The sequence below is a fragment of the Caulobacter sp. KR2-114 genome, from assembly GCF_049446115.1.
In the GTDB taxonomy this organism is placed as follows: domain Bacteria; phylum Pseudomonadota; class Alphaproteobacteria; order Caulobacterales; family Caulobacteraceae; genus Acaudatibacter.
The window spans coordinates 382,720-402,811 of the sequence record NZ_JBMSEC010000006.1; the positions used below are offsets into that span (position 1 = coordinate 382,720).

Annotated in this window: 12 protein-coding genes; 5 read left to right on the top strand and 7 right to left on the bottom strand. The window is 70.8% G+C overall.

What is annotated here, in order from left to right; all coding sequences use genetic code 11:
- The first annotated feature begins 251 nt into the window (after positions 1–251).
- The gene (locus ACO2Q3_RS21495) at positions 252–437 is read left to right on the top strand and encodes a hypothetical protein (RefSeq protein ID WP_423310329.1); all 186 of its coding nucleotides are present in this window, start codon (positions 252–254) and stop codon (positions 435–437) included.
- 5 nt (positions 438–442) lie between these two features.
- Positions 443–700: a hypothetical protein gene (locus tag ACO2Q3_RS21500; protein ID WP_423310331.1), complete on the top strand. Its 258-nt coding sequence runs from the start codon at positions 443–445 to the stop codon at positions 698–700.
- A gap of 37 nt (positions 701–737) precedes the next feature.
- Here ACO2Q3_RS21500 and ACO2Q3_RS21505 read toward each other — a convergent pair whose 3' ends face one another.
- The 6 genes from ACO2Q3_RS21505 to ACO2Q3_RS21530 form a co-directional block, all read right to left on the bottom strand.
- Complete coding sequence (locus ACO2Q3_RS21505) at positions 738–1,604, bottom strand: transglutaminase-like domain-containing protein (protein WP_423310332.1); 867 nt, start codon at positions 1,602–1,604, stop codon at positions 738–740.
- On the bottom strand, positions 1,601–1,918 hold the full coding sequence (locus tag ACO2Q3_RS21510) for a hypothetical protein (RefSeq protein WP_423310334.1): 318 nt from the start codon (positions 1,916–1,918) through the stop codon (positions 1,601–1,603). Before ACO2Q3_RS21510 ends, ACO2Q3_RS21505 begins: the two co-directional genes overlap by 4 nt.
- Positions 1,919–2,156: 238 nt before the next feature.
- Entirely contained in the window at positions 2,157–3,866 is a 1,710-nt protein-coding gene (locus ACO2Q3_RS21515; protein ID WP_423310336.1) for a thiamine pyrophosphate-dependent enzyme, read from the bottom strand.
- A gap of 163 nt (positions 3,867–4,029) precedes the next feature.
- The gene (locus ACO2Q3_RS21520; RefSeq protein WP_423310338.1) at positions 4,030–4,854 is read right to left on the bottom strand and encodes a sterol desaturase family protein; all 825 of its coding nucleotides are present in this window, start codon (positions 4,852–4,854) and stop codon (positions 4,030–4,032) included.
- Positions 4,855–5,016: 162 nt separating this feature from the next.
- Positions 5,017–5,325 (bottom strand): hypothetical protein, encoded by a 309-nt coding sequence (locus ACO2Q3_RS21525; protein WP_423310340.1) that lies wholly within the window; start codon positions 5,323–5,325, stop codon positions 5,017–5,019.
- A gap of 103 nt (positions 5,326–5,428) precedes the next feature.
- Positions 5,429–15,733, bottom strand: coding sequence for a hypothetical protein (locus ACO2Q3_RS21530; RefSeq protein WP_423310342.1), 10,305 nt, complete (start codon positions 15,731–15,733; stop codon positions 5,429–5,431).
- Between the two features lie 421 nt (positions 15,734–16,154).
- On the opposite strand from ACO2Q3_RS21530, the gene ACO2Q3_RS21535 reads away from it, so the two are divergent.
- Together ACO2Q3_RS21535 and ACO2Q3_RS21540 are read left to right on the top strand one after the other, a co-directional pair.
- Positions 16,155–16,997 carry a helix-turn-helix domain-containing protein gene (locus ACO2Q3_RS21535; RefSeq protein WP_423310404.1) on the top strand — a complete coding sequence of 281 codons (843 nt, stop codon included), beginning with the start codon at positions 16,155–16,157 and terminating at the stop codon, positions 16,995–16,997.
- An 86-nt stretch (positions 16,998–17,083) separates the two neighbouring features.
- A complete protein-coding gene (locus ACO2Q3_RS21540; RefSeq protein WP_423310344.1) occupies positions 17,084–18,625 on the top strand; it encodes a carboxylesterase/lipase family protein in 1,542 nt (513 codons plus the stop codon).
- 14 nt (positions 18,626–18,639) lie between these two features.
- Here the strand turns inward: ACO2Q3_RS21540 and ACO2Q3_RS21545 are convergent, their stop codons facing one another.
- The gene (locus ACO2Q3_RS21545; protein WP_423310346.1) at positions 18,640–19,365 is read right to left on the bottom strand and encodes a GGDEF domain-containing protein; all 726 of its coding nucleotides are present in this window, start codon (positions 19,363–19,365) and stop codon (positions 18,640–18,642) included.
- Between the two features lie 218 nt (positions 19,366–19,583).
- Between ACO2Q3_RS21545 and purE the strand changes: the two genes are divergently transcribed.
- Positions 19,584–20,087, top strand: coding sequence for a 5-(carboxyamino)imidazole ribonucleotide mutase (gene purE, locus ACO2Q3_RS21550; RefSeq protein WP_423310348.1), 504 nt, complete (start codon positions 19,584–19,586; stop codon positions 20,085–20,087).
- Positions 20,088–20,092 lie beyond the last annotated feature (5 nt).

Genomic DNA, 20,092 nt, shown 5'->3' on the forward strand with positions numbered 1-20,092 from the left:
GTCCCTTTCCGGACATGAGTTCTCACGCCCCGTTTGGCGAGTGAGATCAAATTTTCGGATAGGACGTCAGGGTAGTTCCGCAGCAGAAATCAAAGATCTCTTGCGGAGTCGCGCAGAGCCGAAACGAAATTCGATTGGGTATAATTAGGCCAGACTGGCTTTTTTTGCAAGTCAATTTGGAAAAAAACTCTAGGTGAGCGGGCGTAATGCGTTAAGAAGAGGTTATGCGAGTCAATTCAGATCGCGCGGTGTTGACCGTGCTGCGCCACGAAGGCGCGTGGGCCGTCGAGCTCGAAGGCGAAGTGTTCGGGCAGTCCAGCGAACAGCAGGTGTCCAAGGCGGCGGCCAATCGTCGGGCCCGCGAGATGCAGGACGCCGGTCGTCCCTGCCTCGTGCGGGTCAGCGGCGAAGCCGGCTACTTCGCGCTCACCACGTGAAGCCCATGGCCAACCCGCCCTCTGCCCGCCGCCGCGACGCCCCTGGCGCCCGTTTCCGCAAAGAGATCGAGGACGCCGAGCAGGCCGGGGGGCAGCGCGATAAGATGACTCTTCGCCTGACCCTGGGCGACGCCAGCCTGCTGAAGCGCGACGGCACGCTCGCCGTCTCGGACATCAGCTATGCGGGAGGCGAGATGCGCTTCCTGGGCGTGCTGGTCACCCCCGGCGGCGTCGACACCAGCGAGCTGATCACCAAGTCCTGAGCGGCCGCCGCCCCGCCGACGAAGTGCCAGGGCCGCCTTACCCGACCTCGCCCTGGGTGGGCGGGGGCGCGGCCACTGGCGGCGCGGCCACTGGCGGCGCCTCAAGGCTGATCACCTCGAACCCCACCAGCTTGGCGTCGCCGAAGGTGGTGGCGATCGGCGTGTCGACCGCGTCGCGGCCCGTGGCGATCAGCACGCGGCCCATGCGCGGCATGTTGTTGCGCGCGTCGAAGGTGCGCCAGGCCCCGCCCAGGTAGACCTCGAACCAGGCGCTGAAATCCATCGCCCCCACCACCGGCACGCCGATGTCGCCCAGGTAGCCGGTGCAATACCGCGCGGGGATGTTCAGGCAGCGGCAGAACGCCACCGCCAGGTGGGCGTAGTCGCGGCAGACGCCGGCGCGCTCCTCCCAGGCCTGGTAGGCGGTCTTGTCCGGCCGCGCGGCGGCGTGGTCGAACACGATCCGTTCGTGCACATAGTCGGCGACCGCCTGCACCCTGGCCCAGCCCAGCGGCGTGTCGCGAAACAGCGTCCAGGCCAGCTGCGTCAGCCGATCGGTGTCGCAATAGCGGCTGCCCAGCAGGTAGAGCAGCACCTCGTCCGGCAGGTCCTGCACCAGGTGCTGTACGGCCTGGGGCTCGTAGGGGTCGATCTGCCCGTCGTCGCGCACCACGAAGTCGGCCGACAGCGTCAGCCGTCCCGCCGGCGCCAGCAGCCGGCTGCAGAGGTTGCCATAGCCGTCGATGTACAGCCGCACCGGCAGCACCGGGTCGGTGACCAGCCAGTCCGGCGTCTCCAGGTCGCCGCGCCGCGAGGGATGCACGCTCAGCATCAGCATCATCGGCACGGGCAGGGGGCAGTCGTAGCTGATGCGAAAGCCGGACTGCAGGCGCAGCGGGTTCATCGTCCCGTCGCGCCGATCGCCGCCTGCGAGATCAGGGCGTCGAACTCCAGGATGCTGCGCTTCAGGTCGGTGACCGCGGCGGCGGAGACGTCCACGTCGTTGGCCCGCAGGGTCAGCCCGCCGGTCTCGAACTGGTCCAGCTGGCGGATCAGCATCTCCCGCAGGTCGTGCCAGCGCTGCACCACCTCGTCGCCCGCCCCATCCTCCGGCGATCGCTGGTGCTCGGCCTGGTGCTCGCGGCTGATCTGCGCGTCCTCGCCATCGGCCGGCTTGAGGTCGGCTGGCGGATCGCCGGCCGGGGGATGGTCGTGCATAGCGGCGCCTTTCTGGGCGGGAGAACGCTCGCCCGCGCAGGGCCTGCGATCGGACGGTCGTCGGAAGGACCTTCCCGTCGTCGTGCGCCGCGACGGATAGAGGCTGTGGGTTGTTCAGGACACGCCAGGGTCGGCGCGCGTTCCCGCGGTGGACGCATCCATCGCCGCCCACGCCAGCTTCCATAGCACAAAACCCGATGCGGCGCCGGACAATCTCGCGCTGTCGGGGGGCCGCAGGCTACTCCAGCGCCCCCTTGACCAGGGCCGCCACGTCGGCGCCGCGGCCGGCCAGCACCGCCTTGGCCGAATAGAGCGCCGTGCCGAACACCTGCCTGGCCTCGACCTTGGGCGGCATTACCAGTTCGCTGCGGGCCACCACCACGTCCAGCAGCGCCGGCCCCGGCTGGGCAAGCCAGGCCTGCACCGCGCTCTCCAGATCCGCGGCGTGCTCCACGCGCCGCCCCCAAAGGCCGATGGCCTCGGCCACGCGGGCGAAGTCCGGGTTCTTCAGGTCGGTGTAGGCGTCCAGCAGCCCTTCGACCTTCTGTTCCAGCTCGACGAAGCCCAGCGAGCCGTTGTCGAACACGCAGACCTTGATCGGCAGCGCCTCCTGGATCGTGGTCAGCAGGTCGCCCAGCAGCATCGCCAGCCCGCCGTCGCCGGACAGCGAGATCACCTGCCGGCCTGGATAGGCCGCCTGCGCCCCCAGCGCCTGGGGCATGGCGTTGGCCATGGTGCCGTGGCTGAGGCTGGTCAGCACCCGGTTGCGCCCTGTGGAGGCCACGTGGCGCAGGCTCCAGACCATCGGCGAGCCGCCGTCGGCGGTATAGATCGCGTCCGGCGCGGCGTGGCGGGCGATGGTCTCGGTCAGGTATTGCGGGTGGATCGGCCCCTTGTCCGCCACCGCGTGCTTCTCCAGCCTGGCGCCGGCCTTGGCGTGTTCGGCCAGGGCGGCGTCCAGGAAGCTGCGGTCGTCGCGCGGGCGCAGGCGCGGCAGCAGGGCGTCCAGGGTGGGACCGATGTCGCCCACCGCGGCGATGTCCACCGGGTGGCGGCGGCCCAGGTGCGCGCCGTCGATGTCCACCTGGATGATGGTCGCCTTGGTCGGGTAGAACTGCCGCCAGGCGAAGTCGCAGCCCAGCAGCAGCAGGGTGTCGCAGGCGGTCAGGGCGTCGTAGCCGCCCTTGGCGCCGAACACGCCGGTCATCCCGACGTCATAGGGGTTGTCGTGCTCCAGGAAGTCCTTGGCGCGGGAGGTGCGCGCCACCGGGGCCTGCAGCTTCGCCGCCAGGGCCACCACCTGGTCGTGCGCTCCGGCGCAGCCGGAGCCGCCATAGACGGTGATCTTGCCGCCCTGGTTCAGCGCCTCGGCGATGCGGTCGAGCTCGGCGTCGCTGGGCCGCACCACCGGCCGGGCGCGATGCACGGCGAACGCCGGCTCGTCCGGCGCCGTGGCCATCGATACGTCGACCGGCACGATCAGCACCGCCACGCCGCGCCCCGACAGCGCCGCCTGCGCCGCCATCGCCGTCATCCGCCGCGCCTGGGCCGGGGTGCGGATCTCCTCGCAGAACACCGTGCCGGTGGCGTAGACGGCCTTGAAGTCCACCTCCTGCGGGAAGTCGAAGCCCAGCTCGTCGCGGATCACCTGGCTGGCGATCAGCACCACCGGCGCGCGGTTGCGGTTGCTCTCCCAGACCCCGTTGATGAAGTGCAGGCTGCCCGGCCCGCAGGAGCCGGCGCAGAGGGCCAGCTCGTCGCTCAGCAGGGCGTCGGCGCCGGCGGCCATCGCCCCGGCCTCCTCGTGGCGCACGTGCACCCAGCGCAGGGGCGAGCGGCGCACGGCGTCGGTGAAATAGTTCAGCGTGTCGCCCGGCACCCCGTAGCAGCGCTTCGCGCCGGCGCCCGTCAGCACCTCGACCATCACCTCCGCCACCGTCTTCGACATCGCGCCGCTCCTGCTGATGGGTCATCAGGGAACGGTCCGGCGCCCGCCGTCTTGCACGCCGCAGCCGCACCGCTCGCCTGCAGGGGCAATGCGCTCGGCGGGCGTTGGTTCAGGGGGTGGAAGGGTCGCCGATCGGGAGCCGGCGGGAGACGGCCAGGCGGCCTCAGCCGGCCGCGGCGATCTCGGCCGGCGCGGCGGAAGGGGCGGGGGCGGGGGCCTTGCGCCCGGCCGCCCGGGCGAAGGCGGCATGGTACTGCGGATGCTCGGTGCCCATCCAGCGGTCCCACCAGGTGAAATAGAGGCCGAAATTGTAGCCGGCGTGGGCGTGGTGCTGGTCGTGGTGGGTGGTGGTGGTCAGCCAGTCGAACACCGGCCGGCCGTCGGCGCGCGCGGGCGCCAGTTCATAGCCGCAGTGCGCCAGGGTGTTGCGGGCGATCTGGTGGATGATGAAGAGCGGGATCACGCCCCAGGGCGTGGGCACCAGCCAGGGCCAGATCACCACGAACGAGACCATCAGCGCCGCCTCGCCCAGGCTGAAGCAATAGGCGCTGAACGGCGAGGGATTGGCGCTGCGGTGATGGCGGCGGTGGATGACGGCGAACCGCCCCCAGTGCATCGCCCTGTGGGTCCAGTAGTAATAGGCGTCGTGCGCCAGGATCATCAGCGCCAGGCAGGCCCAGAACCACACCGGGCCCCAGGCGTGCGCCACCCGGACCAGGGGATAGAGGCCCCAGCGTGAGGCGACGATCATCGCCACGGTCGCGGTGGCGAACACCGCCACCGAGCGGATCGAGGTCAGGAATTCCACCAGCAGCTGGCGCACCGGCGGCGTCGCGGCGCGGATCTTGCGCCCGGCCAGCGGCCGGCGCAGCGCCACCCACAGCAGCAGCCACACGGCTACGGAGAAGGCCGCATAGCGCCCGCCGTCACGCACCAGGCTGGTCAGCCAGGCGTGAGTGATGTGCGAGATCCACCAGGCCAGATCCACCGTGCTCCTCGTTCCCGCGCCCCCCAGCCTCTTGCGGACCAGGTTCGACTTCGGCGCGGGTCCGTTATCGGCCGGCGGACTTAATTTTCCGGCCTAGAGAGACGGTGAATCGGCGGTCAACGATGTTCGTTCGGCGAGCGGCGGTCTGTGGCTGGGCCGGACCTAGTCCAGCCCCTTGTCGACCATCAGCATGCCCAGGGCGCGTATGGCGCGGACCAGCTCGGCCTTGCGGTGCGGGGGGCACGGCTTGCGCGGCGCGTCGGGGTTCTTGCGGTTGGGCGCCTGGCGCCGGGTGAGGCCCTGTTCGGCCAGGACGTCGGCGATCCAGCAGGTCTGCGGCGTGAAGCCGTACGCGCGCCGGCAATGCGCCTGGATCTGGCCGTAGGTCGCCCGCCGCGCTGTGGTCGCTGCCGGACTCGCGGCGGAGACGGCCGCCGGCCCGGTTTGCGGTGTTGTGAAGAGGTTTGGCATCGGCGACGTCCTCGACGGCCCGGGCCGCCCGGGGGGGCGGACGTCCCGCCGGCCTTGCCGACCGGCGGGACGCTGCTTCTGACCCGGTATCGGGCCTTTCAGCCTACCACTGGTAGCGGACGCCGAGGGTGACGGAGGTGTCCTGGTAGCGGGACTTCCACTTCACACCGGAGTTGAGGAAGGCGGAGAGGTTGTTGCCGACTGCGAACAGGTTGGCTTCGCCCTTGATCTCGCCGTAGACGCCGTTGATGTCGTTGAAGTTGTTGAAGATGCCGCCCGCGGAGAGGGCGGTGTTGGTCTTGCCGTCGAACTCGTCCCAGACGCGGCCTTCCAGGGCCACCTTGACCTTGTAGTACTGGAAGGAGGCGGTGGTGCCGATCCGGCCGCCCAGGCTGCCGCGCAGGGTGTCGGCGTTGCCGATGGTCTGGGTCGCGCCGGGCAGCACGAGCTGACCGGTGGTGGTGCGGCCGTAGGCGATCGAGCCGAGCGGTTCGACGAAGGACGAGGCGCCGATCGGGAAGGCGTAGCCGGCTTCCAGTTGGCCGCCCCAGGTGTTGACGTGGCTGGAGGCGGTCCACGGCGCGACGGTGGCGCCCAGGCCGGGGATGTTCCAGTTCCCGGTCAGGATGTTGCCGTTGATGATGCCGTCGACGAACAGCCCGCCCTGCAGGTAGGTGGCGTAGACGCCCACCACGCCGCCGGTCAGGTTCAGGCGCGTGCCGCCCTGACGGAAGCGTTCGTTGGCGTCGACGTAGCCGCCCTGCACGCCCACGACCCAGGCCTTGTCCTTGTCGGTGACGTTCAAGAGGTCCACCCCGGCGATCACCGCCGCCGTGTCGCCACGGTAGGAGGTGTCGTAGGTGTAGGTCTTGTTGGCCAGGGTCAGGGTCTCGGTCGAGTCACGCCGTCCCCAGTCGCCGACGATCTTCATCCACACCGCCGGCTGCGAGCCGGTGGCGCGGCCGTCGAGGGCGTCGCGCAGGTCGGCCTGACGGTCGAACCAGGACTGGGTGGTGGTGTACCAGGTGTCGCCGGCGATGGCCCCGATCTGGGCGAACTGGAACGCCGGCAGCTTGGGCGCGGAGACCAGCAGTTCGTTCGTGCCGTCGTTGGCCAGGTCGTAGAAGAACATCCCCGGCTTATCGAGCACGTTGGTGGCGCCGCCGTAGTACGGCGTGCCGCCGGCCACGAACCAGGTCGAGGTCGGGTCGAGGTGGTAGCTGGCCGCCGCCGAGCCGGCGCCCTGCACCAGCACGATGCCGGTGGTGGTCCCCAGGAAGCCGCCCAGCGGAGCCGCCTTGGTGTCGACCACCACGATGGCCTGGTTGGTCCCGGCCGCCGTGCCCGACACCTGCAGGCAGTCCGCCGCGGTCAGCGACGCACAGCCGGCCTGGGTGACGGTGCTGAGGTTGGCGTCCATCAGCAGCGTGCCCGTCCCGCCCAGGGTGGCCCCCGACGCGATGATGGCGTCGTTGATCTGCCCGTCGGTGGTGGAGCCCGCGTTCTGGCTGCCGAAGTAGATCTTGCCGTTGTTGGTCAAGGTCTCCAGGCCGGTCAGGGTCAGGGTCGAGGCGCCGGTCAGCTCCCCGGCGATCACCACGCCGCCCTTGTTGTTGGCGAAGCTGTCGGTCCCGGCCCCGAAGGCCAGGGTGGTCGCCGCGCCGGTGAAGATCGTGCCGGTGTTGGAGACGCTGTCAGCCCCGCCGGAGAAGGTCGAGGTCCCGTTGGTGTGCCACACCCCCCCGGCCGCGTTGCTCACGCTGGCCGCGTTGGTTCCGGTCAGGCCCGAGAAGTCGACCCGGCCCAGCAGAGCGCCGGTGTTGTTCACCGCCACATTGCCGGTCGTGCCCTTGATCGCCAGGTCCAGGTAGGCGGCCGGCGAGGCGTTCACCGAGGTGATCGTGCCGGCGTTGTTGATGGTGGTCGTCGAGCCGGACGCGGTGGTCACGTCCACCACCGCGTGGGTGGCGTCGCCCAGGCCGGTGGCGATCGCCCCCGAGCCGATGCTGACCGTGCCGCCGGCGCCACTGCTGGTGACGATGGCCCGGCCGTTGGCGGCCGTGACGTTGCGGTTGGCCGTGACGGTGACCCCGCCCGTGCCGCCCGTGGCGCTGATGCCCACCGGGCCGGTCTTGCTGTTGACCGTGCCCGCGCCCGAGGCCGTCACGATCGTGCCGGTGGTCACGCTGGTGGCGCCCGAGCCCACCGAGGTGGCCTGCACGCCGTAGGTGACCCCCGAGACCGTGTTGTAGGTCCCCGACGGCAGGTTCGACTGGCTGGCCGTGGTCACCGCGACGTTGGCGTTGGCCCCCGACGTCGAGGCCACGATGCCGGCCGCAGAACCGCCCGACACGTTGCCGATGGTGGAGACGCCGATGGCGCCGCCGCCCGTCGAGGTGGCGCTGATGCCGTTCGTGGCGCCGCTCACCGCCGTCTGCACGGTGGTCAGGTTCGCCGCGTTGGCCGTCACGCTCACCGAGCCGGAGCCGGTGTTGGACGCTTCGATGCCGTTGCCGCTCGTGCCGGTCACGGTATTGCCCGAAGACGTCACCGTCACCGCGCTGGTGGCGTTCGTGCCGGTCGAGTCGGCGTGGATGCCCACGCCCGCCGTCACCGCGCCCGAGTTCGACACCACCACGTTGCCGCCGCCCTTGGCGTAGATGCCGTAGGCCGCCGGATCGATCGTCGCCGAGTTCGACACCGTCACCGTGCCGGTCCCCAGGTTCACCGCCTTGATGCCCGCGTCAGAGCCGGCGTTCATGAAGATGTTCTGGTTGTTGGTGATCGTGATGCCACCAGTGTTGTTGTTGGTGGTGGCCAGGATCCCGTCGGTGTTGATGTTGGTGATCGAGGCGACGCCCACACCGTTGTTCGACGTGGTGATCGCGATCGTGCCGGAGGTGTTGTTGGCTTCGATCCCGTAGGCCGCCCCCGCCCCGGCGCCGGTGATGCCGGCCCCGCTGCCCAGGTTGCTGTAGTTGATGGTGATCGAGCCGGCGCCCGCGCCTTCCGCATCGATGCCCGCCGAGCCAGCGCCGGAGATGCCGCTGATCGGGCCGTACACCGAGCCGAACGTGGTCCCCACGCCGATGTTGCCGGCGCTGGAGGCGTAGATGCCGGTCTTGGTGGCCGAGATGCCCTGGTTGTAGGACTCCACGTCCACCGCGCCCGTGCCGCTCTCGGCGTCGATGCCGCGCGTGCCGGCCCCGCTCGCCGTGATCGTGCCCGAGCCCGACATGTTCTGGGCGTTGACCGTCACATTGCCCGAGCCCGCCGCGGTGGCCAGGATGCCGCCCGCCGTGCCCGAGATGCTGGCGCCGGGGCTGACGTTGACCACCACCGCGGCGTTGCCGCCCGTGGTCGTCGCCGACACGCCGTAGCCCGCCGTGCCGGTGGTCACGCCGGCCACGTTCGCCGTCACCGCGCCGCCGCCGGTCGAACCGGCCACCACACCCGAGCCGCCCGTACCCGTGGTCGTGCCCACGTTGGTCACCGTCACCTGGCCGGAGCCCGTCGTCGTCGCGCTGATCGCCGTGCCGGCCGACGCCGTCACCGTGCCGTTCGTGCTCACCGAGGTGACGCCCGTGCCGGAGGTGGTGGTGTTGATGCCGAAGGTCTTGCCCGACACGCCCACCGTGCCGACCGTGACGTTGCCGCCCGCGCTGGAGGCCTTCACGCCGATGGCGTTCTGACCCGTGACCGCGCTGGTGGCGCTCACCGTGACCGCACCCGCACCAGAGCTAACCGCGCTGATGCCCGTGCCGCCGCCGATGACGGTCGAGGAGGTGTAGACGTTGACCGCGCCCACGCCGGTGGCGCTGACGCCCACCGCCGAGGTCGAGCCCGTGGCCGAGATGGCGCCGGAGTAGGCGTTGCCCGACTGGCCGACGCTCACCGCGCCAGTGCCGGTCGAGGAAGCCTCGATGCCGTTGCCGCTCGTGGCCGTGATCGCGCCCGAGCCCAGCACCGTGACGGTGTTGGCCCCGAGCGTGGTGCTGTCGGCATGGATGCCCGTGCCCGCGGTGATCGTGGCGGTGTTGCTGACGTTCACCGTCCCGCCGCTCTTGGCGTAGATGCCGTAGGCGGCCGGATCGATGGCGCCGCTGTTGGTCACGCTCACCGTGCCCGCACCGGCCGAGGTCGCTTCGATGCCGGCCTTGCCGCCGTTGTCGAAGATCGCGCCCGAGTTGGTCACCGTGATGTTCGCGCCGTTGGCGGCGTTGGTGATCGTCGTCTTGATGCCATCGCCCGTGGGCTGCTGCGCCACCGTCGCCGAACCGATATTGCCGGTGTTGGTCAGGGTGATGCCGGCCGAGGTCACCGCCGAGTTGTCGGTGATCCGGATGCCGTCCACCAGGCCGCCGCCGATGCCGAGGATCGGCCCGGTGACGTTGACGTTGAAGCCGCCCTGGGTGGCCGTGGTGGCCGTGCCCGTGGCGTTCACGCCGCTGCCGCCCGCCGCGGTGATGTCCGCCGCGGTGATCGTGGTCAGGCCGTTGGCCGCCGTCGTCTTGATGCCGTCGCCGGCCGTCGCCGTCACCGTCTTGGCGGCGGTGATGCTGGTCGTGCCGGCGCCCGTGGCCACCGTGGTGATGCCCGAGGTCGTGCCCGACACCGTGTCGGAAGCCGCCACCGAGACGTTGCCGCCCGCGGCGGTCGCCTTGATGCCGTCACCGGCCGTGCCGCTCACCGCCTTGGCCGCCGTCACCGTCACATTGCCGGTGGTGGAGGAAGCGATGATGCCCGAGCCGCCCGTGCCGGTCACCGTGCCGCCGGCCGTGACCGTGGTGGTCACGCCCGAGGCCTGGATGCCCGTGCCGGCGCTCGCCGACACCGCCACGCCCGGATCGGACGTCACGGCGGTCGTGCCGGTGGAGGAGGAGTTGATGCCGAACGCGCCGCCGCTCACCGCCGCCTCGGCGCGGACGGTCGAGCCGCCCGTGCCGCCGGTGGTGGAGATCCCCGTGCCGTTCGTGCCGGTCACCGCCGCCACGGTCAGGACGTTGACCGAACCGGCGCCGCCGGTGGCCGCAGCCACGCCGGTGCCGGAGGCGTTGACCACGCCGTTGGTCTGCACCCCGACGTTGCCAGAGCCGCTGGCGGCGTTGACGCCGATCGAGGTCGTGCCCGCCGTCGCCGTCACCGCGGCCGTCTGCACCGTCACATTGCCCGTGCCGGTGGTCACGGCGTTGATGCCGGTCCCGCCCGAGCCCAGCGCCGTCACCGAACCGCCGACCGCGTTCACGGTCACCGTGCCGCCGAGGGTGGTGGTCGCGTTGATGCCGCTCAGGCCGCTGACCGCGCCGGCGTTGGTCACGCCGACGTTGCCGCCGAGGCTGGAGGCGTTGATGCCCCAGGCCCCGCCGTTGGCGCTGACGCCCTGGGTGTTGACGGTCACCGCGTTGGCGCCGCCCGCCGCGGCGACGACGCCGCTGCCGCTGCCCGAGGTGCTCACCGCGCCATTGGCGGTCACCGTGATGGCGCCGTTGCTGGTGGTGGCCTTGATGCCCGCCGCGTTGACGCCCGTCACCGTGCCGTTGGTGGTCACCGAGACGATGCCCGTGCCGCCCGTGGTCGTGGCGTTGACGCCGCCGTTGCCGGCGATCGTGCCCGAGCCGCCCGTCACCGTGACGTTGCCGCCGCCGGTGGAGGCCGCGTTGACGCCGATGGCCCCGGCCGTGATCGCACCGTTGCCGGTGTTCACGGTGATCTGGCCCGTGCCGGCGCTGGTGGCGTTGACGCCGTCAGCGGCGGCCTTCACCGCACCCGCGCCGGTGGTCACCGAGATGGTTCCCCCCGAGGCGGCGTTGCTGATCGTGGCCGTCACGCCGTCGACGCCCACCGCGGTGGTGGCGCCGATCGAACCGTTCGACAGCACCGTCAGGTTGCCGGTGTTGCTGGTGACCAGCACGCCCGAGCCCGAGGTGCTCTCCAGGTCCGTGCCCGCATCGGTGCTCACCGACACCGAGCCCGAGCCGCTGGCGTCCGCCTCGACCGCCGCGCCGGTCCCGCCCTTCACCACCGAGCCGGCGGTGTGGACGTTGACGACGTTCGGGCCGTTGACCGTGGTCGACAGGATGCCCTGCTGCAGGCCGGTGACGTTGGCGAAGGTGTCGGTGGTCGCCGAGCCGTTGCCGACGGCGTTGACCTTGATGCCCGGGTCGCCGGACACCGCGCCGTTGGCCACCACGCGGGCGTTGCCGCCGCCCAGGGCGTTGGCGAAGATGCCGTCGCCGCCGGTGCTGGACACCGTCGAGCCGGCCGCCGTCTCCACCGTCACGTTCCCCGTGCCGACGGTCTGGGCCAGGATCCCCGTGCCGGTCGCCGTCACCGAGCCCGTCTGGGTGGTGTCGTTGCCGACGAACACGTTCGAGCCATTGGCCACGTTGGTGATCTCGGCGTCGATGCCCAGGCCGCCCGTGGCGTTCACCGCGCCTTGGCTGAGCACAGACACCGTGCCGTCGATGCCGTTGCTGTAGGCGATGATGCCCGTGCCGCCGGTGGTGGTGATCGCCGAACCGACCGCCGTGTTGACCGCGATCTGGTCGTTGCCGGTGGTGGCGTCAGCCGCCACCACGCCGTTGGCGCCGGCGTTGATCGTGCCGTTGACGTTGACCGTCACCGCCCCGTTGATGCCGGAGGTGTTGGTCGCGTCGATGCCGTCGGTGGCCGCCGTGATCGTCTTGCCGGCCCCTTGCGTGACCGTCACGTTGCCGTTGGTGCTGGTGGTGGCCACGATGCCCTGGCCGCCGAAGCCGGTCACCGCGCCGGTCAGGGCGTTGACCCCGCCGCCCGCGCCCGTGCCCGTCACATTGCCTTCCGCATCCACCGTCACCGTCCCGAAGGCGGTGTTGTCGGCGGTGTTGGTCGCCACGATGCCCGACAGGCCGGTCACCGAGGCGTTCGCCGCCGTGGTCACCGACACGTTGCCGTGCGCGTTGGTGGTCGCCAGCACGCCGTTGCCGCCCGTGGAGGTGATCGCCACCGTGCCCGCGCCGCCGCCGACCGTGACCGACACCGCCGAGTTGTTCAGCGCGTTGGTCTGTTCGGCGAAGATGCCGTTGTTGCCGGTCTGCATCACGATCGCGGCCGGGTTGGCCGTGCCGTAGTTGACCGTCACCGAGCCGTTCTCGGCGTCCTTGGCGTGGATGCCGTAGGTGTTGGCGTAGATGTTGCCCTGGGCGGTGACGCTCAGCGACGAGGCGTTGCCGACGTTGTTCTCGATCTGCGCCGAGATGCCGTCATGGCCCACCGGAGCCGCCGCCGTGCCGATGGCGCCGTCGGCCGTCACCGTGATGGCGCCCGCCGTGCCGGTCTGACGCGCACGGATGCCGTCGCCGTTGGTGGTCAGGATCGTGGTCCCGGCCGCCTGGTTGACGATCACATTGCCCGTGCCGTTGGTCTGGGCGTTCACGCCGCGGTTGTTGGCGGTGATGTTGCCGTTGGCGTTGGCGGTCACGTCCTGGGTGTTGGCCGTGTTGAAGTTCGCCGCGTTGATGCCGTCGCCGCCCGCCGCCGTCAGCTGCGTGCCGGCGAACGTCGCCGTCACCGCGCCCTGGCCGTTGGTCGTCGCGTTGATGCCCGTCTGCGCCGCCGTCACGTTGCCGTTGGCGTTCACCGTCACCGTGCCAGCGTTGGTGTTGTTGGTGATCGTCGCGTCGATGCCGTCGCCGCCGCCCGTCGTCACGCCCGCGCCCACCGTGCCGTTGGTGGTCACGCTGACCGAGCCGGCCGTGCCGGTGTCGGAAGCGTTGATCGAGGCAAAGCCGCCCGTGCCCGAGCTGACGTCCGTGCCGGCGCCGGTCAGCACCGTCACCCCGCCGGTGTTCGCCACCGCGTTGATGCCCGCGCCGTTGGTCGCCTGGATCAGCGCCGCGCCAGGCGACACCGTCGCCGACACCGCGCCAACGCCCGACGCCGTAACGTCGATGGCGTTGCCGTTGGTGCTGGTGACATTGCCGCCGGTCGTGGCCGAGGCGGGGCCGTTCACCGACGCGACAACAATGCCGCGGCCGTTGGTGTTGGTGACCGAGGTCGTACCCAGGGTCACGCTGGCAGAACCATTGTTGCCGGTCTGAGCCAGAACGCCCGCGCCGCCGGTGGCGCTGTTGGTCACCGTGATGGAGCCGCCGGTGAAGCTGTCGACCGTGGCGTTGCTGTTGTCAGCCACCGCCTGCACGCCGACCGCGCCGGAGCCGGTGACACTGATAGTATCGCCCGCGCCGCCATGCACCGCCGCGGCGCCATTGGCGAGACCGCCGCTCTGGGCGAGCGCCTCCACGCCGACACCACCCGTTGCGCCAGCGCTGCCCACCGTGATGGTGTTGGTGGCGCCCAGCGTCACCGTGGCGCCGTTGCCGAAGTTCCGGTCATCGGTCGCGGCGGCGATACCAATGTCGCCGTTGCCGCCCGTCGCGCCGACCGTAATGCCAAGATTGGTGTTCGTCGTGACGTCGGCGCTGCCCGCGCCGCCGAACACGTTGCTGCTGGTGACCTGAATGCCCGCCTGACCGCCGGCGCCCGTCGACGTGATCGTGCCGCCCGTGCCGTTCAGGGTCACGCTCGCCGTATTGCCGATAAAGCCAGGGCCAAAGCCGTTGTGTGTGACCACGATGCCGCTACCGCCAGTCGCGGCAACCGAAGAGCCCCCGTTCAAGGTGACGCTCGAGCTATGCGCGTTGAAGGCGTAGGAATCGGTGAGGGAGATGCCCGCACCAGCGGTCGACGTGACGGTCGAACCATTGTTGACCGTCACCGAGGAGTTTCCAGAGCCAGTGTTCGACACCGCAATGCCGGTAGCGCCCGTCACGTTCGCATCGGCTGTGACCGAGACGCTGTTGCCGCCGAATGTGTTGGCCGTCACCGAGACGCCGGCGCCCGTGCCGCCCTGGACAATGCCCTTGGTCTCGACGGTTGCCGAGCCGGAGCCCGCGTTGGAGGCGAGGACGCCGCCGGTGGCGCCCGTCACCGCGCCGGTGGTCACGTTGAGCGCTGCGTTCGTGGCGCCGTTGATCTTGGCGATCACGCCCGCGCCGCCCGAGCTGGTCACCGTCGCGCCGCTGACGTCCACCGACAGTGCGCCGGTGTTGGTCTCGGCGTCGACCGCCGCGCCCGTGCCGCCCGTGGTGTGGATCACCGAGCCGGGCGCCGTGGCCGTCACCGTGACCGCGCCGATGCCCGTGGACTTCACGTTCAGAGCCGCGTTGTTGCCGACCGCGCCGGTGGAGGTGATCACCGCCGCACCGCCGATGGTGGCGGTATTGGAGCCGTCGACGGAGGTCTGATTGACGCCGCCGTTGGTGCCGGTGACCGTGCCGTTATAGGTCATGTTGACCGTGGCGCCGCCGGTGACGTTGATGTCGGAGGCGTAGTCGCCGGTGATCGTGCCGTTCAGCGTGCCGCTGACGTTGCCGGTGGAGTTCACCGCCAGGCCCGTACCCGAACCGGAGCCGTGGATGGCCGAGCCGGCCGAGGTGTTGACCGTGGCGCCGCCCGTGCCGGCGAGGATGTTCACGCCGTTCTGGTTGTTGCTCGCCGTCACCACCGACGTACCCGTCTGGGTGAACGAGTCGGTGTTGCCGATCAGTTGCACCGCGCCGGTGCCGAAGTTGTTGCCGTTGACGTTGCCGGCCAGGCTGGCCGTGGCCACGCCCGTCCCCGTGCCGCCGGTGGTCAGGCGAACGTTGCCCGTCACCGTGCCGTTGTTGGTCAGGGTGATATTGCCGCCGGTCGAACGATCATCGACGCCGTAGTTGGCGCCGGCGACCGTGACGCCGGTGTTGATCGTCGTGTTGCTCGTCCCCGTCGCGGCCGAGGTTTCGATGCCGTCGACCGCATTGCCCGTCACGTTGGCGCCGGCCGTCACGATGATCGTGCCGCCGCCCGTCGTCGTCGCGAAGAGGCCATCCGTCGCGCCGGTGACCGTCATGGCGTAGGCGCCGCTGGCGCCGCCGTTGGCGATCTGCACATTGCCGCCGTTGCTGACCACCGCGATGCCGGCATCGCCGGAACCGGAGGAATTGATGCTGCCGCCCGAGAGGCCATCGACCGGAACATAGACCGCCAGGTTCTGCGCGCCGGTCGAGGTCAGCAGCACGCCGCCGTCGCCCGCCGCAGAACCGTTCACCACCAGGTTGCCCGACAGCGCCAGGTTGGTGCCCGTGGTGTTCGACTTGAAGCCGATGCTGTTGATCGGGCCAGGACCGCAGATGATCGTGCCGCCGGTCGAGGTCGCCGGCGCGCTGTATGGCCCGGGGTTCTGGGTGCAGGTGGCCGCGAGCGCGACCGCTGGGGTGAAGGTCGTCAGGGCGACGCCCCCGACACCGGCCAGTAGCGAAGACGCCACGAACGAGGACGTGGCGAGCAGCGAGACCCGATTACGGACGGAAGCGCGGCTAGAACGAGACATGCTTTTGAAGCCCCTCAGCGTTTCTTGGGCACATTGCGTGCGGGCACACCGCTCCCAGGGAACGGTGTTCGGCTTGTGTTGTAGAGGAAGTCTATCAAGGCGTCTTGGACAGGCGGGCCAATTAGGCTATGCAATCAGTGCACTACGTCGCAGGCAGTTCGGATGGACGAAAGTTCATGTTTCCCGGCGCTTAGCACAGAGGGCGCCCGCGACATCCGGTCGCGGAGGGGCGATTAAGGCTAACATAAGGCGGAGGGGCCGGGGGATGGGTCTGGGGCAGAGGGCGGCGCCGTCCGGGCGCACGACGCGTGGCGCCGAATCGTTGCCGGCCAAGGGAGAATGGCCGCTGCAGGGGGGTGTTGGCGGAGATCCGGCCTCGCCGACGGTGTTTCGCCGGACAGGCGAAATCTTCGTGCTGGAGATGGGCCCGCGCTCTGCGCTGCGTTGTGCGCCGCGGCCCAGCGCCAGCCCCCGGTCCGCCCAGGTGCTGCTGGCGGCGCTGGGCGCCGGCGAGGCGGTGTATCGCGCCTTCGACGGACGACTGAAGCTGCTGCGGCCGGGCGAGATCCTGGTGCTGGAGTCGGAACTGCCCGTGGACGTGCGCATCGGCGACGGCGGGCGGCTCAGCGCCCTGGTGGCGCCGGCGCACATGCTGGCCCCCCGATTCGTCGCCCGCGAACGCCTGAGGGGCGGCGCGCTGCGCGCCCATGCCGGGGGCGTGGCGGTGCTGCTGCACCAGCTGCTGAAGGGCCTGACCGAGCCGGAGCGCGCGCCCCTGGGCGCCGGCGCGCTGGTGGACGCGGTCGGCGGGCTGGTCTCCGCGGTGCTGGAGGACTGCTGGGCGCAGGAACGCGACGACGGGCAGGCCATGCGCAAGCTGCGCATGGAACAGATCAACCAGCATATCCGGCGCAATTTCGCAGACCCGGAACTGTCTCCCGGCGACGTCGCCGAGGCGCTGGGCCTGTCGCGGCGCTACGTGCACAAACTGTACGCCCAGGAGGGCCGGTCGTTTCGCCAGGATCTGATCGGCCTGCGGATCGAGGCCTGCCTGCGGGCCTTCACCGACGAGCAGCAGGCGGGCAAGACCATCGCCGACATCGCCTATGCCGCGGGGTACACGGACATCTCGCAGTTCAACCGGCACTTCCGCAAGCTGAAGGGCGACACGCCCAGCAACGTGCGCCGGGCGCTGGTCGACACGCTCGGCCGCAAGGGTGGCCGCCGAGCTTCGGCCAGGGGGACGGGCGCCGCAAGGCGATAGCCCCCGCTCAGCCCAGGCCCCGGAGCGCTTGACGGCGGGCCCGCTTCACGCCTTGGGATCAGTCCGCGCGCAGGGCGGAGAAGATCATGGTCGGCAGGGCGTACATCCGGAGTTGGGCAGGCGCCGTGGCGGCGGCCGTGGCGATCAGCGGCGCGGCGACGGCCTGGGCCGAGGCCAGCCCGCCCAGGGCGAAGGTGGACGGCGGCGTGGTCGTCGGCAAGGCGCAGGGCCCGGCCGCCGTGTTCCGCTCCATTCCCTATGCGGCCCCACCGATCGGCCCCCGCCGCTGGAAGCCGCCAGCGCCGGTGATCGCCTGGAACGGACAGCGCGTCGCCGATACCCCAGGCCCCGCCTGCATGCAGACGGTTCCCGAAGGGCGACCGAACGGCGGCGGATACATGGGCCCGGTCAGCGAGGACTGCCTGACCCTGGACGTCACCGCGCCGGTCGGCCTGGCCAGCGCGGGCCACAAGGCCCCGGTGATGGTCTGGATCCCGGGCGGCGGCAACCTGTTCGGGGCCGCCAACGTCCCCAGCTACGACGCGGTCAACTTCGCCCGTGACGGGGTGATCGTGGTGACCATGAACTATCGCCTCGGCGCACTGGGCTTCTTCGCCCACCCCGCCCTCACCGCCGAGGCGCCGAAGGACCAGGGGCTGGTGAACTATGGCCTGATGGACCAGATCGCGGTGCTGAAGTGGGTGAAGCGCAACATCGCGGCCTTCGGCGGCGATCCGGGCAACGTCACCCTGTTCGGCGAGTCCGCCGGCGGGCAGGACACCCTGACGCTGCTGTCGACGCCCGCCAGCCACGGCCTTTTCCAAAAGGCCATCGTCGAATCCGGCGGCGGCTGGGAGCCGCCGGCCGACCTGGCGACGCGGGAGGCGCAGGGCGCCGACCTGGCCACGCGGCTGGGCCTGCCCGGCGCGAAGGCGACGCCTGCGCAGCTGCGCGCCCTGCCGGCCGACAAGCTGATGGTGAGCGCGGGCGGCATGGCCGAGGACGGCCGGCTGCTCACCGAGACGCCGACCCAGGCGTTCGCCCGCGGCCACGCCCTGGACGTGCCGCTGATCATCGGTTCGAACAGCAACGAGGCGTCGCTGCTGGGCAGCTTCGGCCTGGCCGCGACCGGGGACCTGCCGCCGGACCTGAAGCAGGTCTACGCCGCCGAAGCGCCCACCGACGCCGAACTGGCGCGGGTGAACTTCAACGACCGGTTCATGGGCGCGCCGGCGCGCTGGATCGCCGCAAGGGCCTCGGGCGGCGCGCCCGCCTGGCTCTATTACTTCTCGTATGTGCCCGAGCGGCAGCGGCAGACCCGGCCGGGAACCAACCACGCCTCGGAGATCCCGTTCGTGTTCGACAGCCTGGACGCGGTGCCCGGCCGCACGCCGCAGATCACGCCGTCAGAACGCGCCATCGCCAGCGCGGCGCACGCCTGCTGGGTGGGATTCGCAAAGACCGGCGCGCCGGCCTGCGCGGGCGGCCTCGCCTGGCCGGCGTATGACCCGGCGACGGACCAGCTGATGGAGTTCGGCAACGACGGCGCCGCGATCCGCAGCCACTTCCGCAAGCCGCAGCTGGACGCCCAGGAGAAGGCGGCGGCCGCGCTGCTGGGCGCGCCCTAGCGTTCGAGGACCGGCTAGCGCCCGTCGGCCGCGCGCCGGGAGCGCTTGGAGATGAACATCACCGCGTCGGCCTCGGCGATCACCACCTCGGCGTCGGCGTCGGGGGCGATCTCGCGCACGCCGAACGAGATGTGCAGCGGCACCGACCACTCGCCGCATTGCACCGGCTCGCGCTGGATCAGCGCGGCGAGGGACTCGGCCTTGGCCTCGGCGGTGCGCCTGTCGGCCTGGGTAAGGACCACGGCGAACTCGTCGCCGCCCATTCGTCCGACCACGTCGGATTCGCGGACATTGGCCGCCAGCCGCTCGGCCACCGCCCGCAGCGCGGCGTCGCCGGCCGCATGGCCGAAGCGGTCGTTGACGGTCTTGAAGCCGTCGAGGTCGAAGTACACGACGCTGGCGGCCCCGCCGTAGCGGCGCAGGAAATTGGCCGCGCGCTGGGTCTCGCGCACGAAGGCGCGGCGGTTCTTCACCGGCGTCAGCGGGTCGCGGTCGGCCATCTCCTCGGCCTCGGCCAGCTGGGCCTTGAGCCGCGCCACCTCACGCTTCAGATCGTCGAGCTCGGTGATCAGGGTCTGCAGCGCCGCCCGCACCGCCGGGGTCATGTCGGCCGGCGTCAGGCCGAGGAAGGCGCTGGTGTCGGCCGCCGCCGCGGTCGGCGCCGCCTGGGCGCCCGCCTGCGCCAGCGCCCGCCGCCGGATGGCGGAGAACGGCTCGGCGGCGGCGTTAGAGATCTTCATCGCAGAATCACTTTGCAGGGCGAGTGACAAATCCTACGCACGCTCGGTTGCCGGCGCAAAGTCGGCGCCTATACTGCGCGCCTTTTCCGCGGAGCGCGTTCAGTAAAAGTGGAAGCCGGTTTTACGATCAGAATGCGCTCAATCTGTTCGCTTTTGAGCGCAAAGCCCATCGGACGGGCTTCACGCTCTGGGCCTTTGCTGCGACTTAAGGACACGCCATGACCGCCCCAGGGCACGCCGCGCCGCCGGTCGCCATCATCATGGGCAGCCGCTCTGACTGGCCCACCATGAAGGCCGCCGCCGAGAGCCTCGATGCGCTGGGCGTCGCCTGGGAGGCCAAGGTGGTCTCGGCGCACCGCACGCCCGAGCGGATGTACGCCTTCGCCAAGGGCGCCCGCGCGGCCGGCTTCAAGGTGATCATCGCCGGGGCGGGCGGGGCGGCGCACCTGCCCGGCATGACGGCCTCGATGACCGACCTGCCGGTGCTGGGCGTGCCGGTGCAGTCGAAGGCGCTGAGCGGCATGGATAGCCTGCTGTCGATCGTGCAGATGCCCGGCGGCATCCCCGTGGGGACGCTCGCCATCGGCGAGGCGGGCGCGCGCAACGCCGGCCTGCTGGCGGCGCGGATCCTGTCGCTGTCGGACGCCGCCCTGGCCGAGCGGGTCGCTGCGTTTTGCGCCCAGCTGGCGGAGGCGGTGGCCGAAACCGTCGAGGACGTCTAAGAGCC

Coding starts and splice junctions, on each gene's coding strand:
- ACO2Q3_RS21500 (WP_423310331.1), top strand. CDS start 443: ATGGCCAACCCGCCCTCTGCCCGCCGCCGCGACGCCCCTGGCGCCCGT.
- ACO2Q3_RS21505 (WP_423310332.1), bottom strand. CDS start 1,604: ATGAACCCGCTGCGCCTGCAGTCCGGCTTTCGCATCAGCTACGACTGC.
- ACO2Q3_RS21510 (WP_423310334.1), bottom strand. CDS start 1,918: ATGCACGACCATCCCCCGGCCGGCGATCCGCCAGCCGACCTCAAGCCG.
- ACO2Q3_RS21515 (WP_423310336.1), bottom strand. CDS start 3,866: ATGTCGAAGACGGTGGCGGAGGTGATGGTCGAGGTGCTGACGGGCGCC.
- ACO2Q3_RS21525 (WP_423310340.1), bottom strand. CDS start 5,325: ATGCCAAACCTCTTCACAACACCGCAAACCGGGCCGGCGGCCGTCTCC.
- ACO2Q3_RS21530 (WP_423310342.1), bottom strand. CDS start 15,733: ATGTCTCGTTCTAGCCGCGCTTCCGTCCGTAATCGGGTCTCGCTGCTC.
- ACO2Q3_RS21535 (WP_423310404.1), top strand. CDS start 16,155: ATGGGCCCGCGCTCTGCGCTGCGTTGTGCGCCGCGGCCCAGCGCCAGC.
- ACO2Q3_RS21540 (WP_423310344.1), top strand. CDS start 17,084: ATGGTCGGCAGGGCGTACATCCGGAGTTGGGCAGGCGCCGTGGCGGCG.
- ACO2Q3_RS21545 (WP_423310346.1), bottom strand. CDS start 19,365: ATGAAGATCTCTAACGCCGCCGCCGAGCCGTTCTCCGCCATCCGGCGG.
- purE (WP_423310348.1), top strand. CDS start 19,584: ATGACCGCCCCAGGGCACGCCGCGCCGCCGGTCGCCATCATCATGGGC.